Genomic DNA, 16,177 nt, shown 5'->3' with positions numbered 1-16,177 from the left:
TGGAAGTAAATTTGTAATAATTACTTTAATGTCTAAATATTTTAAGGCAGAGATATTTGGTGATTTTGGTTTAATAACATCTCTAATTACTATTTTAATTTTTGTCTTGGGTTTAGATTTTTATAATTTTAGTATAAGAAATATAATAACCCAGAATAGTAATCAAGAAATAGTTAATAAAGTATTTTCGTCTTTTGTTCTTTATATAGTAATCTATCTTTTTTTTATTACTGTTGGATATTTTTTTTTGAGAAATGTTTCATATATAAAACCATATGTTTTTTTGGTTATTGGATTGGGGATAACTGAGCATTTTTCTCAAGAAACATACAGATTATTAATTGGTTTTCAAAAAGTTTTACTAGCCAATGTTTTATTATTTATAAGAACTTTTGGTTGGAGTATTGTAATAATTTACAATTACTATAATAACATAGAAATTACAATAAGAAGCGTTTTAGAGGTCTGGTTGTTTTTTAATTCTATAACAATATTATACCTTATTTTATACACTTTTATAAAAAAACATAAAAATATAATTAAAATAAATGTCGATGTTAAGTGGATAAAACAAGGTGTGCAAATCGGGTTGATTTTTTTTGTGGCAACAATTTCTTTAAAACTAATTGAATATGCCAATAGGTTTATTGTAGATTATTTTATGGGGAAAAAATTGGCAGGTATTTTTTTGTTTTATTCTAATATTTCTATTTTAATAACGGTATATATTAACACAGTTGTTATTTCTTTTGAATTACCAGCGTTAATAACGTCAGCGAAATCACCCGCTGTTTTTCCTCTTTTAAAAAAATTCAAAAAATCGTTGGTTATTCATATTTTAATTTCTGCAGGGGTTATAATTTTAGCGATAGAGCCTTTATTAATTTGGCAAGGAAAAATAATGTTTAAACAATATTTATCGCTAATTTATTTTATGGTCGTTAGTATGGCTTTAATGAATTTTTCTTTGTTGTATCACTTTAAATTATATATCTTTCATAAAGATAAAACCCTGTTAAAAGTAATGGTTGTGTCTGCCTTTCTTAGTTTGATTTTAAGTATTTTGTTTACTTATTTCTTCGGGATTTATGGTACGGCATCTGCTTTTGTAATTTCTAGTTTAATATTGTGTTATTTCAGATTTATAGAAGCTAAAAGAATAAACTATGATTAATATTTATATTGGACTTTCTAAAAATCAAATATCTTCATATGAAAGAATTATTGAGATAAATAAAAGTTCAAAAAATATACTTATTTCTAATAAAACATTAAAAATAAACACGTTAAGTTGGGATGAGGTAATTTATGCAAATAATACTTTTAATAATCAATCAAACAATACCCTTTCTGCAATAAAAAACATTATTTTAAAAATAAAGCAGTATAAAAAAATTATAAAAAAACTTTCTAAATATAAAAATTGTAAGAAAGTAACGCTTTATTTTACTTATGTAGAAGATATTCTTACAAATTATTTATTATTGACGTTTAATAAAAATGTAAAAGGAATTGTTGTAGAAGATGGAACATTGAACTATTACTCACATACAATTAAATCGCTCTCAAAAAAGAAAGTTTTTTTAAAGTGGTTTTTAAGCAACTTTTATGGAGTTAGATTTAAGTTTTATAAAGGACATTCAAGCGGAATTGAATTATCAAATGTTACGAAACAGTATGTAAGAATGCCAAAGCTATCTTTATTTCCTGAAAAGTCAGAAAAACTACCTTTCCCTTCAAAATCAGTAAGGTTAACCAATTCTGCATTAATTATAGGGCAAGAAGGATACATAAATCAATATGGAGAAAAAAGATACTATAAAAGTTTAGAAGAGATGATTGATTTAATTAATTTTCATGCAACTAAAAAACCATTTGATAAAATTTATTATAAACCTCACAGAAATGGTAAAAGGGTTAATCTTGAGTGGCTAAATAAAAAAATACAAAACATAATTTATTTAGAATCAGATGTTAGTTTAGAGGATTTGTATTTTGACACATTAGGTTCAAAAGCCATTTATTCATTTGACTCTAGTGCTTTATTGAATATTTTTTTAGAATTAGAAGAAAAACAAAGAAACAAACTAACGTTTAATATTCTTTTAAGATATAATATTTTATTAGAACCTGTTTTTAGAAAATTTAAATTTAATATTTATCAATGACAATAGTATTTAATATACTAATAACACTAATAGTTATAATTATTTTGTTATACCTTGCAGAAAAAGACTTATCTCTTTTTCTACTTTCGTTATTGATATTTATCCAATATGTTTGGATGTTTTTTTCTATAATTGTTATAGAATCAGGAGTTTATATTGTAGAGCAAGGAAGAAATGGTTATTTTGTTTATAGTAGCTTTGTTCTTCTTCTGTTTTTTATTACAACAATTGTTTCTTTGGTTTTTTTTAAAAAAGTATTTAGCTATTTATTTAGAAATTTAAAGGCCACAAAAATTAAAATTGGAGGGGTTAAAGAAAAAAAATTGACACTTTACTTTCTGAGCTTCATTTTATTTACAGCCTTTTTTAATTTGTTTTCTTCAACAATTCCTCTTTTTTCAGATACAGTAACGAAATTTAATTTTTGGGAGTATGCTAAATACCCATTTTTAAAATCAATTATAGGAAATGTAATTGCTTATTGTGCTTTTGGTATAGCTCTTGTTTATAGTTATAATAAAAAAGCTTCAAAAATTTTATTTTTTCTTTATATCTCCTATTTAATTTTAATTGGTCAAAAATTTACTGGTTTTTTTATTGGAATAATTGGCGTTTTAATAGGAGCGTATTTTATTTCTGATAAAAAAATAAGATTTAAATTAAAATGGTTGTTTAATAAATATGTTTTGCTTTTTGTTGCAATGGTATTTAGTTTAGTTTTATACAAGTATACTACTAACCCTCCTTTTAAAAATCTAGGATTGACCCCTTTAGAATCTATTTTTTATAGAGCTTTCGGCTTACAAGCCCATGTGTTTTGGGGGGTAACAGAGCAGTATGTATATTTAAACAAACCCAATACATGGGATATAACAGAATTGTGGAAAGGGATGCATCATTTAATGTTCCAATTTTGGCCATGGAAATACCAAGATTTTGTGTCGGTAACATCAAGAGGGGTTAGTTGGACAAACGCTTATCCAGCAATTTTGTTGCGAATTTTTCCTCTGCCTTTAGCTTTGTTAGTTAATTTTTGTTTAATTTCTTTTCTTTCTTTAATACAAACTCTTTTGAGTGTTTTTATAGAAAGAAAATCATTACTAATAAGTATTGTTTTTTTTCAGCTTTTAATTTGGACAAGCTACTCATTCACTATGGCATATTTTAATAAACTACTCATTCCTATTTTGTTTATCTTAGGCTACTTTATTTATAAATACCTAGTTTTTTTAAATAAGAAAAAAGCAAAAGAATGAATCAGTTAATTATTAAAAAAGTATCAGCATATTCTTATTATTTTTTAATGCTGTTCTTACCAACATCTATGCTTTTTGCCAATATTTCTTTGGTAATATTATTTTTAAGTATTTTATTAAAAAAAGAAAAAAAGACATCATATAATTTAGTTGTTTTATCATTATTAATTTTCTTTATATATCTTGTTGCTAATAGTGTTTTTAATGCTTCTTTTTATGTTGAAAAACCACATTTTATAAAAGTAATACCATTAATAATAATTCCATATTCTATAATTAATATAGATAATCGTACTAAGAAAATAGGGCTTATGTTTCTTTTGGCAGGAATTTTAATTATTCAATTAAAAGCAATGTACGGTATTATAGACTATTATTATTTCTCTGACGCAAAAAAGTATTCGTTAAAAAATTATGCTAACGTTAATGCTATATTAAGATATGAAAGGCCTTATTTAGGCTATTTTTCGGCAATTAGTATTGCTATAGACTATTATTTTTTTAAACAAAAAAAAGCAAAATTTGTATTTATTTTCTTATCTATTTTCTCTTTTATAGTAACGGTAATAATAGGTGCTAGGTTGGCAATAATTATTATTTTGCTTGTAATATTAATTTTTGAATTAAAATATTTTAGAAAAAAAACCCTGATATTGTTATTAAGTATAATGGGGCTAATATTTTTTTTTAGTGCGCCAAATTTAAAAGATCGTTTTTTTGAAATTAAAAATGATGCAAGATTAATTATTTGGAAAGGGGCGTATAATATATTTGGAAAAGAAAAAAATTATTGGTTTGGGTCTGGTAGTTTAACAAAAACGAGAGAAAAACTTTATATCTATTATAAAGAATATAATAAATATCAAAGTATAGATGAAAAAAATAGATTTGTGTCAAAAAATTATAACACGCACAATCAATATATTAATGAACTATTAAGGGGTGGTTTTTTTGGACTATTATTATTTATTGTGCCGCAATTTATCCTGCTATTTTTTAGTATAAAACAACAAAACACGCTTTATTTTATTTTTTTAATTTCTATCTTTTGTTTTTGTTTTGTAGAAAATATTTTGGAAAGACAAATAGGTGTTTATTTATATGCTATATTATTAAGTTTTGCTGGCTTACAAGAAAATCAATATCTAAAAAATAGTTATGATTAAAATTTTACATATAGCCAGACCTATTGCTGGTGTTGGAACATATATTTCGTTATTAACTAGGCATATAGATAATAATAAATTTACAAACGTAATTATTTGTAATAAAAAAGATAATAATATTGAATTATTAGATGCGAATAAAGATAAAATAAAGTGTTATTATACCAATTTAGAGAGAGAAATAAACCTTTTAAAAGACTTATCTTGTTTAATAAAAATTATAAAAATCATAAAAAAAGAGAAACCAAATATTATACATTGTCATAGTGCAAAAGCTGGAATTTTAGGAAGAATTTCAGGGTTTTTTTTACAAATTTCAACATTTTATACACCGCATGCCTATTCTTATTTAAGTACAACATCAAAAACAAAAAAAATTACTTTTAAGATGATTGAATACTTTTTTGGTTTTTTACCAGCCACCACACTAGCATGCTCATTATCCGAACAACAAACGGCAATAAATGATTTAAAAATAAAAAAGACAAAAGTAAAAGTATGGACTAATTCGATAGAAAAAAACATACAATTTAAAAATAGTTTAGAACTAAAAAAACTACCCAATAAATTTCTTTGTTCAATAGGTAGATTGTCTTATCAAAAAAACCCCGAGTTGTTAATTCATACTGTTTCAGAAATAAAAAAGCAGATTCAAGAAATTCATCTAGTTATTTTAGGAGTAGGTTTTTTTTCGCCATTGCAAAAAAAAATAAAAAAGCAGATTCAAGAGCAATCGTTAGAAAAAAATATTACTTTAATTCCGTGGATTGATAGGTCGAAAGCAATGATGATATTAAAAAAGAGTCAGTTATATATTTCTACCTCTAGGTATGAAGGGTTGCCTTACTCTATTATAGAAGCTTTAAATTTGTCAAAACCATGTGTTGTAACAAATATTTCTGGAAATAATGATTTAATAAGTAGTAATTTTAATGGGTATTTAGTGTCAAATAATGCTAAAGAAATAGCAAAAAAAGTAGTCTATCTATTAGAAAACAACGAATTATATAAAAAATTGTCTTTTAATGCAAGAGTAGAATTTCTAAAAAAATATGATATGAAAAAGAATATTAAAAAATTAGAAAGAATTTATTTAAAATAACACGCTTTTGTAGTGAACAATAAACGATATTCACATTTAATAAGGCCTTTATCGGTATTAATCGATTTAATTTGCATTAATAGCGTTATTTTTTTTATTGCAGACAAAGAATATTTAGATGTTAGATTTTTAATCTATATTAATTTATTTTGGGTTATATCTTCTTTTCTAATCGGGTTTTACAATAGCTATCGGGGATCTAAGTATTTTAGACTTTTTACGTTACTTGTCACACAGTTTGCCGTTTTCTTTTTTGGATTTTTTGCTTATTTTACCTTGTTTAGAGAAGGTGTTGTTGTAAATAATCAAACTCTTGTTTTTGCGATTATTTTTTTAGTAGTAACAATTGTTAAATTGTTGTTTTTATATGCTTTAGAAAAATACAGATCTTCGGGTAAAAATTTTAGAAAAGTAGTTGTATTAGGTTCAGATGCTTCAACACAAAACCTTATAGAGTTATTTACTATAAAAAAAGAATTTGGATATGTTTTTGAAGGTTTTTTTTCTGATAAAATATCTAGAGACAAAAACTATAAAGGCATAATTAACGATTGTTTTAATTATGTTTTAACCCATAAAATTGATGAAATTTATTGCTCGTTGTCAGAATTATCAAAAAAAGAATTAAAACACATAACAATATTTGCTAGTCAACATAGTATTGTTTTAAAACTCATTCCAAATCCAAATCACATATACAGTAAAGACACAACAATAGAATATTATAACAGTTCGTTATTACTCTTAAAAGTAAAACCATTACCTTTCGAATCAAAATACAATCATTTTGTCAAGCGTTTGTTTGATGTGTTTTTTTCAATTTTTGTGTTGTTTTTTATACTTTCTTGGGTGGTGCCTATTTTATGGATTTTTATAAAGTTAGAAAGTAAAGGCCCTGTATTATTTAAGCAAATAAGAGAAGGTATTAACGGCAAGCCATTTATGTGTTATAAATTTAGGTCAATGCGATTAGATGCTGCGTCTAATAAAAATCATACTAAAAAAAATGACGATAGAGTTACTAAAGTTGGAGCCTTTTTAAGACGAACAAGTTTAGACGAGTTACCCCAATTTTATAATGTATTAAAAGGAGATATGAGTGTAGTAGGGCCTAGGCCACATGTAAAAAGTTTTTCGTTAATGTATCAAAAAACAGTTGATAATTATTTAGAAAGGCACATTATAAAACCAGGCATTACGGGTTTAGCTCAAGTTAACGGGTATCGAGGTGAAGTAAAATGTAAAGCAGATATTAAAAATAGAATTCGATTAGATATTTTTTATATCGAAAATTGGTCTATTTTTTTAGATATTAAAATAATTATACAAACCATTGTCAATATTATTAAAGGAGACGAAAAAGCCTATTAATTGACTACAAAAAACCACATAACTGCAAGTATTGTTTTATACAAAGAGCCTATTGATGCATTAAAAAAAGCGATTAATAGCTTTTTAAACACCCCCCTTAAAAAAAAGTTATATTTAATAGATAATTCGCCTACAAACACCTTAAAAGCAGTAGCTGTACACCCAGATATTGAATATATTTTTGTGGGTAAAAATATTGGCTTTAGTAAAGCGCATAACAGGATTATAAAATGGATTGAATCAGATTATCATTTAATTTTAAATCCAGATGTTGAGTTTGCACCCCAAGTAATTCCTAATTTAATTAGTCAATTAGAAACGAAAAATAATGTAGCAATGATAGCTCCAAAAGTTGTTTTTCCTAACGGATTGCTTCAGTATTCTTGTAGAAAATATCCTAGCCCCAGTGATTTAATTATAAGAAGACTCGGTATTTTTAAATCAAAAATTTACGACAAAGAGTATCGAAATCAAGATTTATCAAAACCTTTTTATCCTGATTCTATTTTAGGGTGTTTTATGCTTTTTAAAACCAAAGATTTTTTAGCTATAAAAGGTTTTGATGAACGGTATTTTTTATATTTAGAAGATATTGATATTTGTAAAAAAATAGACGCTCTACAAAAGAAAAAATATTACTATCCTCAAGAACAAATAACACACATATATCGACGTAATTCAGCAAAAGAAATATATTTGTTTATGGTCCATTTAATTTCTGCAGTAAAATATTTTAATAAGTGGCTGTTTTTATAAAAAAAATCAGTTACACAACGTATATTTGCAATCCAATAATTGAATTACAATGAATATTCTTATTTTAGGTTCTGGCGGAAGAGAACATGCCTTTGCTAAAAAATTAGCTGAAAGTAATAAAGTAACGCAACTTTTTGTAGCTCCAGGAAATGCAGGTACAGCAACAGTTGCAACTAATATTCCAGTAGACCTAGCCGATTTTAATGCCGTAAAAGAAATGGTGTTAAAAAACGATATTAAAATGGTAGTTGTGGGGCCAGAAGCACCTTTAGTAGATGGGGTGCATGATTTTTTTCTAGCAGATTCAATCTTAAAAAATATTCCTGTTATTGGACCTCAAAAACAAGGAGCTTTGTTAGAGGGAAGTAAAGATTTTTCTAAACAATTTATGGAAAAACATAACATTCCTACAGCAAAATACCAATCATTTACTAGCAAAACATTATCTCAAGGAAAAGCGTTTTTAGAAACGCTTGAGCCTCCTTATGTATTAAAAGCAGATGGTTTAGCGGCAGGTAAAGGCGTTTTAATATTAAATTCGTTAGCAGAAGCTAAATCTGAATTAGAAGACATGTTGTCGAACCAAAAGTTTGGTAGTGCTTCTTCAACGGTAGTTATTGAAGAGTTTTTACACGGTATAGAATTGTCTGTTTTTGTTTTAACGGATGGTAAAAACTATAAAATTTTACCTTCAGCAAAAGATTATAAACGTATTGGAGAGGGCGATAAAGGATTAAATACGGGAGGAATGGGTGCTATTTCTCCAGTTCCATTTGCTACAGAAGCCTTTTTGCAAAAAGTAGAAGAGCGCGTTGTAAAACCGACTATAGAAGGTCTGCAAGAAGATAAAATTGATTATCGTGGTTTTATTTTTGTGGGATTGATGAATGTTAATGGAAATCCATATGTAATTGAGTATAATGTGCGTATGGGAGACCCTGAAACAGAAGTAGTATTACACAGAATACAATCTGACTTGGTAGATTTATTTCAAGGGGTGGCTACACAAACACTTAACGAAAAATCGTTTCAAGTAACAAATCAAACAGCGGCTACAGTGATGCTAGTTTCTGGTGGATATCCAGAGGCATACGAAAAAAATAAAGTGATTACAGGATTAGATCAAGTAACAGCATCAACCGTTTATCACGCAGGAACTAAATTAGAAAATGGAGAGGTGCTTACAAACGGGGGGCGCGTTATGGCAATTACCTCATTAGGAAATACAATACCAGAAGCCTTAGAAAAAACGTATCAAAGTATTGATAAAATTAACTTTGATAAGATGAACTATCGTAGAGATATTGGATTTGATTTGGTGTAACCTTTGTTAATTAAATTGTTTTTTCGAGCGTAAACGAAAATTCAGAGCCTTTGCCAAAGGTACTTTTAAGTAAAATAGTTTCGTTGTGTGCTTCAATAATGTGTTTTACAATTGACAACCCAAGACCTGAACCACCTTGTTCTCTAGAGCGACTTTGGTCTACTCGATAAAAACGTTCAAACAATCGAGAAATGTGTTCTTTTTTAATTCCTTCACCATCATCAGCAATTTTTACAATAAATTTATTTTCATTATAGGTGTCTATTGAAACAGTTGTACACCCTCCTACTTTGCCATATTTAATAGAGTTTACGATTAAATTAATTAAAACTTGCTCTATTCGTTCTATATCGCCTTTAACATAAATAGGATATTCATATACCTTATCAAAACGCAGGGTAATGTTTCTTTTTTTTGCTTTTATTTCAAACAAATCAAATACATTTTGTACTAATTCTAGAATATTAAACACTTCAATATTCATTTTCATCCCGTCAATTTCTAGTCGGGCAATCATATCCAAATCATTAATAATAGAAGCGAGTCGTTCAACGCCTTTATTAGCTCTTTTTAAATATTTTTTTCGTATTTCTTTATCTGTTGCAGCGCCCTCTAATAAAGTTAAAATATAGCCTTGAACGGTAAATAAAGGTGTTTTTAGTTCATGGGCAACGTTTCCTAAAAAATCGCGACGAAATGAGTCTCTCTCGGTTAAATTTTTAATTTCTATTTGTTTTCCTTCAACAAATTCTTGTACGCTTTTGGTAAGGGTTTCCATATTGGTTGTTATCGATTTTCGCTGTAGTTTATCAGAGTCTAATAAAGAAAAATCAGCGTAAATTTTTTTCACCCTTCGGTAAATAAAATGTTCTACCCGATATTGAATAATAAAAAAAGAGATTATAAAAACAGAAAAACCAAGTATAAAAATAATGTAGAAATCGATACTTTTAAATAAGTAATAAGCTAAAAAAGCAATTATTAGTGAAAAAAGAGTAATGTAAATAGATGATTTAAAAGCAAAGATGTATGTTTTTTTTAAACTCATATTGATGAGAAAATAAAGTTATTTAACACTTGTTATAAAACAAATTTATAGCCCACTCCTTTAACCGTTTTAAAATAACTGTCTCCAATTTTTTCACGGAGTTTTCTAATATGTACATCTATAGTTCTACCGCCCACAACAACTTCATTGCCCCAAACTGTATCTAAAATGGTTTCACGCTTAAATACTTTGCCCGGTTTAGAAGTTAATAATGAAAGCAGTTCAAACTCTTTACGAGGAAGGGTTATTTTTTTATTGCCTTTGTACACTACGTATTCATCTCTATTAATAACAATATTACCTATTTTGGTAGTAGAGTTTGTTGTTTCTTCAGCCGTTTTTATTCTACGTAATAACGATTTTATTTTGCTAACTAAAACTTTTGGTTTTATCGGCTTAGTAATATAATCATCTGCACCCGCATCAAAACCAGCCACTTGTGAATAATCTTCACCACGAGCGGTTAAAAAAGCAATAAGTACATCTTCTAAAGGTTTAATTTTTCTTATTTTTTCGCAGGCTTCAATACCATCCATCTCAGGCATCATAATGTCTAATAAAATTAAATGAGGACGTATTTTTTTTGCTGCTTTTACTCCTTCTTCACCATTTGAAGCGGTGAAAATTTGATAGCCTTCTTTTTTTAAATTGTATCCTACTATTTCTAAAATATCAGGTTCGTCATCTACCAATAAAATTTTTATATCGCTTGTGTTCATAAAATCGCTATCATTTAAGCAATCAAAAATAATGATTTATTGTTTAATAATTAACAAACAGACAATTACTTAACGTATATTTAATGTTGTTTTTACATAACGGTAGCATATTTATTTAGCTTAATTAGTTGTAAAATTAAAAATGAAAACTAGTTTTATATTAATTTTTTTTGCAGTTAAAAACATAGATTTATAACTAAACATGTAGTAATTAAATTTTATGTAGAATAATATGTAATATTTATCTATCTTTAAGAGATAAATTTTTAACAACAAAATATGCCTCGTCGAATTATTATAATTTTTTCAATTATAGGTGTATTAATTTTAGTTTCAGAATATTACACTTTTCAAGCACTTAAAATAGCTACAAAATTTAAATTTTTAAAGTGGGCTGTGTTGTTTGTAAGTGTACTGATGTATGCTAACTTTTTTTATACCGTGCTTTCTATGGATAGAGGGGGTGGGCAAACTATTCAATTTCAATGGGCTTTTGCTTGGTTGTTAATTGCGCTTGTACCTAAACTTGTTGTATTTGTTTTACTTTTTGGAGAAGATGTTGTTAGGGGAGTACAAAAAGGAGTGTCTTTTTTTTCTGCTAATAATATCCCGTTGAGGGGTAGGCGTAAATTTTTATCACAACTAGCATTAGTATTATCATCTATTCCTTTTTCGGGGTTGTTATATGGTATTATAAAAGGCCGGTACAATTATAAAGTAATTAAGTATAATGTAACGTTTGCCGATTTACCAGAAGCTTTTGATGGTTTTACAATTACGCATATTTCAGATATACATTCAGGAAGTTTTACCAATAAAAATAAAATTCAGTACGGAGTAGATTTAATTAATCAACAAAAGTCAGATGTAATATTATTTACGGGAGATGTTGTAAATAATTTTGCAAAAGAAATGGATTCTTGGATAACTGTTTTTAAACAATTAGAGGCGCCAATGGGTAAATTTTCTGTTTTAGGGAATCACGATTATGGAGATTATTCTGAGTGGAAATCACCTGAAGAAAAAGCGGCAAACTTTCAAGAGATAAAAAATATTCATCCTAAGATTGGATTTGATTTACTATTAAATGAACACCGATATCTTGAAAAAGACGGACAAAAAATAGCCCTTATAGGTGTTGAAAATTGGGGAAAAGGATTTAATAAAGCGGGCAATTTACAAAAAGCTTCGCAAGGTGTTGCTAAAGCAGACTTTAAAATTTTAATGACTCACGACCCTAGCCATTGGGAGTATAAAGTAAAAAAAGATGATTTTAATTACCACCTTTCTTTATGTGGGCATACACATGGCTTACAATTTGGTATAGAAATTCCAGGGTATATTAAATGGAGTCCAGCACAATATATTTATAAACAATGGGCTGGTTTATACGAACATTTAGGAAGATACGTTAATGTTAATAGAGGTTTTGGTTATCATGCGTTTCCTGGGCGTGTGGGTATTTGGCCAGAAATAACGGTTATAAAGCTTAAAAAAGCTTGATAATCAGCTTTTTTTTAAAAAGTATTATATTTGTAATTATAAAACTTTAAAAATACGTTAGGTATCTCTATAAAAATTTGAGAAAAAATGACAAAGTTTGGAGAATTAATTAGTATCGAAAAACCTGTTTTAATCGATTTTTTTGCCGATTGGGATGATGATACAAACAGCTTAGATATTTTACGTGATGTTGCGGCAGCTTTAGGCGATAAAGCGAAAGTAATAAAAATAGATATTGAAAAAAACGAAATACTTGCAGAGGCTTTGCGCGTAAAGGGAAATCCTACTTTTATGATTTATAAAAATGGGGAAATGAAATGGCGTCAAACTGGTGAGCAAGACGCCAATACACTTATTGGTTTAGTACAACAATATTTATAATTGTTACTTAATATTTAAAATCTTTGAGGGGTTAAGCCTCAAAGAAACACGTTTTAACTTTTAAAAACGGATGTGAGTGGTGCCGTTTTATTCTGGTTTTAGTTCTTTAATAGAATCCGTTTTTTCATCTTCAGGCACCAGTTGTTTAAACATTTCTACATTTTTTATAAAATCATCCTGTAATTTGGCAAGATAAACTTTGTCAGAATCGTATTTTTCAACTTGACGAACAACGTTTCGGTACATGTATAAATCGGTGTCTAAATCGTCAAAAACAATATTTATGTCTTTATCTGAAAAAGTATTATAATAGCGTAAATGTTGCTGAAAAATATCAATTAACGTTTCGGCTGTTTTACGCGCATTAGTAGTATCGCCAACTTTATAATATAACTCAGGATAACCTAAAGACATAGAGTAATGTTCAAAACTTCGAATAGGCATTTTTTCAATGGATAAATCTAATACTTCTTTAGCTTTTGCAGTATCACCTTCTTTTAAAAAGGCTTCTGATAAACGGATTAAACTATTTCGCATAGAAATAGAATTCTTTTTAGTTAGTTCGTCTAAATAGATTTTACCGTCGTTAATGTTTCTAAAATCCCATTTTTTTACGTTAGCATACATTTTTTCTGGGTCTATACGCCCCATATCAAACATTGTTTTATCTCCAATAGGTGTTTTTATCGGCACTAATTTAAATGCCATTCCATCTAATTGTAAATAATCTTTCATCCATATATATTCTTCGTCTGAATTTGACCCACCAGTAAAGTAAATAGGGCGTTTCCAATCAAAATTATTTAAAATATCAAGCATTAAAATACTATTTTTTCCAATAGCCCTATCAATTTTAATATCAATATGGTCTACCATTTTATCAGCATCTTTTTGAGCTACAATACCATATTTTAACGCATTTTCTTTATTTACAGGGATGCGAATAATTTGAGCAGGAAGTATTTTTTCTGGCACTCCATCATCTTCTAAATCATAGTAGGTACGGTTGTTTTTACTTTGAACCCAACGCATAAAATTATTTAAACTAATAACGGAATCTTTAGGTATGGCTGCTAATTCATTAAAATAGTAAGCAGCATCTAAGGTGCCATATTTATATTCGTCGTGCGTTAATTTTGAAGGTATTGGGGCAGCCTTATAGGTTTCTTTTTTCATTTGGTCGATATACCAATCGGTTTGAAAAAGACTTGTGTTAATTGTTTTTATATCGGTTCTAACCCCTTCAACTTCTTGCATATACCAAAGCGGAAAAGTGTCGTTATCACCAACGGTAAATAAAATAGCATTAGGGTCGCAACTTTCTAGGTAAGCCTGTGCATTTAAGCGAGTTGTGTATCGGTTAGAGCGATCATGATCATCCCAGTTTTGAAATCCCATTAATATCGGTACAGCAATAAGTGAAATTACCGAAACGGTTGCGGCAACTACTTTTTTATTCGCGTATTTTTTTAAATAATCATATAGTGCAAGTACTCCAAAACCAATCCAAATAGCAAAAACGTAAAAAGATCCTACTACAGCATAATCGCGCTCTCGAGGTTCAAAAGGTTTAGGGTTGGTGTAAAAAATAATAGCAAACCCAGTAAAAAGGAAGAAAATGCTTAAGGTATAAAAGTTTTTTTTGTCTTGTTTTAATTGGTATAACAAGCCAATAATTCCTAGAAGTAAGGGCAAAAAGAAATAGGTGTTTCTCCCTTTATTGTGCAGCATATCATCTGGCAATTGTTTTTGCGAACCTAATCGAAGTTCGTCTATAAAATTAATGCCACTAAGCCAATTTCCGTTTTCAGCATCTAAATGTCCTTGATTATCGTTTTGGCGCCCTACAAAATTCCACATAAAATAACGCCCGTACATATAGCCAAATTGATAATCAATCATAAACTTTATGTTTTCTAAAAAAGTAGGTCTTCGCTTGCTGTTTGCCGGGATACCTGCAATAGCTTTATACATTTTGTCAGAACCAGGGTCAACCATTCTTGGTATAAATCCTTTGTGCTTGCTCGACCAATTTGGCAGTGCATTTTTGTAATTATTTACAATTACATATTTGCCATTTTTTTTCTCATATTTGGGTTTATCATCTTTGTAAGGCTTCTCGGCATCTTGCTCTCTGTTATAACTAAACGAGTAATATTTGTCGTAAAAAACATTTGAGTCACCATATTGTTCACGATTGTAATAAGCTAATAATTCACGAGCACTAGACGGATTGTTTTCGTTAATCGTAGTATTTGCATTTGCACGAATAGGCAACATTAGCCATGAAGAAAAACCAATCATTATAAATAATATAGATAATATAAGGGTGTTGGCTGTAACAAGCTGTTTTTTACGGGTATATTTTAAGGCAAAGTAGAATGATAAAATTAAAACAATACCCGCAATAATAGTTCCCGAATTGTAGGGCAACCCTATTGAATTGATAAAAAATAATTCAGAAACGCTAAAAAACTTAAGGGTAAACGGAAATAAAAATTTAAATACAAACGCTAATATTAGCACAGAAATTACGGTTGCTATAGCAGTTGTTTTTACATTGATATTTTTATATGTTTTAAAAAAATAAATTAATACAATAGAAGGGATAACTAATAAAGATAGTATGTGTACCCCAAAAGATAATCCAGCTACAAAACTAATTAAAACAAGCCATTTGTTACCTCTAGGCTCGTTAATTTCACTTTCCCATTTAAGACCAAGCCAAAAAAGTATTGCCATTAAAAAAGATGATGTAGCGTATACTTCACCTTCTACAGCACTAAACCAAAAACTATCTGAAAAGGTATAGGCTAAAGCACCTACAAAACCGCTTCCTAAAACAGCAATCATTTCACTTTTACTAAACTTACCATTTCGAACAGCTACTCTTTTTGCTAAATTAGTTATCGTCCAAAATAAAAATAAAATAGTAAATGCGCTTGCTAAAGCAGACATAAAGTTAACCATTTTAGCTATTTCAGAGCTGTTGGTTGTAAACATTGCAAAAAAAGCACCAAGCATTTGAAAAAGAGGAGCCCCTGGTGGATGACCAACCTCTAATTTTATCGAAGTAGGAATATACTCGCCACAATCCCAAGCACTAACTGTTGGCTCTCTTGTTAAAGTGTAAGTAATTAAAGCAATGATAAACGCAACCCAGCCTAAGATAAGATTGTACTTTTTATAGTGTTCTTTTTTCACACGAATCAATTTAAGTTAACTATTTTATTAATTTACCTACCTTGGTTGATAGCTATACGATTTCTTAATACTCACTATAACCTTTTAGGTTAAATTTAATAACGTTGCGAATTTAGTAATTTTAACTAAATGGATAGAAATCATTTAGTTAAAAAGAGCTTAATTAAAATAAAAACAAA

Annotated in this window: 13 protein-coding genes; 10 read left to right on the top strand and 3 right to left on the bottom strand. The window is 28.3% G+C overall.

Annotation, left to right across the window (positions count from 1 at the left end):
- Window positions 1-283 precede the first annotated feature (283 nt).
- From AB2B44_RS03765 to purD, 8 genes are read left to right on the top strand one after another with little or no spacing between them, the layout of a single operon-like run.
- Window positions 284-1,174 (top strand): polysaccharide biosynthesis C-terminal domain-containing protein, encoded by an 891-nt coding sequence (locus AB2B44_RS03765; RefSeq protein ID WP_369048215.1) that lies wholly within the window; start codon window positions 284-286, stop codon window positions 1,172-1,174.
- Window positions 1,167-2,168, top strand: a complete 1,002-nt coding sequence (locus AB2B44_RS03760) for a hypothetical protein (RefSeq protein ID WP_369048214.1) — start codon at window positions 1,167-1,169, stop codon at window positions 2,166-2,168. Before AB2B44_RS03765 ends, AB2B44_RS03760 begins: the two co-directional genes overlap by 8 nt.
- Window positions 2,165-3,424 carry a DUF6418 domain-containing protein gene (locus AB2B44_RS03755; RefSeq protein ID WP_369048213.1) on the top strand — a complete coding sequence of 420 codons (1,260 nt, stop codon included), beginning with the start codon at window positions 2,165-2,167 and terminating at the stop codon, window positions 3,422-3,424. Before AB2B44_RS03760 ends, AB2B44_RS03755 begins: the two co-directional genes overlap by 4 nt.
- Window positions 3,421-4,590 (top strand): O-antigen ligase family protein, encoded by a 1,170-nt coding sequence (locus tag AB2B44_RS03750; protein ID WP_369048212.1) that lies wholly within the window; start codon window positions 3,421-3,423, stop codon window positions 4,588-4,590. Before AB2B44_RS03755 ends, AB2B44_RS03750 begins: the two co-directional genes overlap by 4 nt.
- Window positions 4,583-5,692 carry a glycosyltransferase gene (locus AB2B44_RS03745; RefSeq protein ID WP_369048211.1) on the top strand — a complete coding sequence of 370 codons (1,110 nt, stop codon included), beginning with the start codon at window positions 4,583-4,585 and terminating at the stop codon, window positions 5,690-5,692. Before AB2B44_RS03750 ends, AB2B44_RS03745 begins: the two co-directional genes overlap by 8 nt.
- Before the next feature lie 12 nt (window positions 5,693-5,704).
- On the top strand, window positions 5,705-7,063 hold the full coding sequence (locus AB2B44_RS03740) for an exopolysaccharide biosynthesis polyprenyl glycosylphosphotransferase (protein ID WP_369048210.1): 1,359 nt from the start codon (window positions 5,705-5,707) through the stop codon (window positions 7,061-7,063).
- Entirely contained in the window at window positions 7,064-7,819 is a 756-nt protein-coding gene (locus tag AB2B44_RS03735; RefSeq protein WP_369048209.1) for a glycosyltransferase, read from the top strand. It abuts the gene before it with no gap.
- A 49-nt stretch (window positions 7,820-7,868) separates the two neighbouring features.
- Window positions 7,869-9,143, top strand: a complete 1,275-nt coding sequence (gene purD / locus AB2B44_RS03730; protein ID WP_369048208.1) for a phosphoribosylamine--glycine ligase — start codon at window positions 7,869-7,871, stop codon at window positions 9,141-9,143.
- 10 nt (window positions 9,144-9,153) lie between these two features.
- On the opposite strand, the gene AB2B44_RS03725 is transcribed toward purD, so the two are convergent.
- Together AB2B44_RS03725 and AB2B44_RS03720 are read right to left on the bottom strand one after the other, a co-directional pair.
- Window positions 9,154-10,191 carry a sensor histidine kinase gene (locus AB2B44_RS03725; RefSeq protein ID WP_369048207.1) on the bottom strand — a complete coding sequence of 346 codons (1,038 nt, stop codon included), beginning with the start codon at window positions 10,189-10,191 and terminating at the stop codon, window positions 9,154-9,156.
- A 32-nt stretch (window positions 10,192-10,223) separates the two neighbouring features.
- Window positions 10,224-10,910: a response regulator transcription factor gene (locus AB2B44_RS03720; protein ID WP_369048206.1), complete on the bottom strand. Its 687-nt coding sequence runs from the start codon at window positions 10,908-10,910 to the stop codon at window positions 10,224-10,226.
- Window positions 10,911-11,189: 279 nt separating this feature from the next.
- On the opposite strand from AB2B44_RS03720, the gene AB2B44_RS03715 reads away from it, so the two are divergent.
- Entirely contained in the window at window positions 11,190-12,413 is a 1,224-nt protein-coding gene (locus tag AB2B44_RS03715; RefSeq protein ID WP_369048205.1) for a metallophosphoesterase, read from the top strand.
- An 87-nt stretch (window positions 12,414-12,500) separates the two neighbouring features.
- Entirely contained in the window at window positions 12,501-12,794 is a 294-nt protein-coding gene (locus AB2B44_RS03710; protein ID WP_369048204.1) for a thioredoxin family protein, read from the top strand.
- Between the two features lie 87 nt (window positions 12,795-12,881).
- On the opposite strand, the gene AB2B44_RS03705 is transcribed toward AB2B44_RS03710, so the two are convergent.
- The gene (locus AB2B44_RS03705) at window positions 12,882-15,998 is read right to left on the bottom strand and encodes a DUF2723 domain-containing protein (protein ID WP_369048203.1); all 3,117 of its coding nucleotides are present in this window, start codon (window positions 15,996-15,998) and stop codon (window positions 12,882-12,884) included.
- Window positions 15,999-16,177 lie beyond the last annotated feature (179 nt).

The organism is Tenacibaculum sp. UWU-22, from assembly GCF_041021355.1.
Lineage (GTDB): Bacteria > Bacteroidota > Bacteroidia > Flavobacteriales > Flavobacteriaceae > Polaribacter.
This window is presented reverse-complemented; position numbering and strand designations above follow the sequence as displayed.

Coding starts and splice junctions, on each gene's coding strand:
- AB2B44_RS03750 (WP_369048212.1), top strand. CDS start 3,421: ATGAATCAGTTAATTATTAAAAAAGTATCAGCATATTCTTATTATTTT.
- AB2B44_RS03725 (WP_369048207.1), bottom strand. CDS start 10,191: ATGAGTTTAAAAAAAACATACATCTTTGCTTTTAAATCATCTATTTAC.
- purD (WP_369048208.1), top strand. CDS start 7,869: ATGAATATTCTTATTTTAGGTTCTGGCGGAAGAGAACATGCCTTTGCT.
- AB2B44_RS03710 (WP_369048204.1), top strand. CDS start 12,501: ATGACAAAGTTTGGAGAATTAATTAGTATCGAAAAACCTGTTTTAATC.
- AB2B44_RS03755 (WP_369048213.1), top strand. CDS start 2,165: ATGACAATAGTATTTAATATACTAATAACACTAATAGTTATAATTATT.
- AB2B44_RS03745 (WP_369048211.1), top strand. CDS start 4,583: ATGATTAAAATTTTACATATAGCCAGACCTATTGCTGGTGTTGGAACA.
- AB2B44_RS03760 (WP_369048214.1), top strand. CDS start 1,167: ATGATTAATATTTATATTGGACTTTCTAAAAATCAAATATCTTCATAT.
- AB2B44_RS03720 (WP_369048206.1), bottom strand. CDS start 10,910: ATGAACACAAGCGATATAAAAATTTTATTGGTAGATGACGAACCTGAT.
- AB2B44_RS03715 (WP_369048205.1), top strand. CDS start 11,190: ATGCCTCGTCGAATTATTATAATTTTTTCAATTATAGGTGTATTAATT.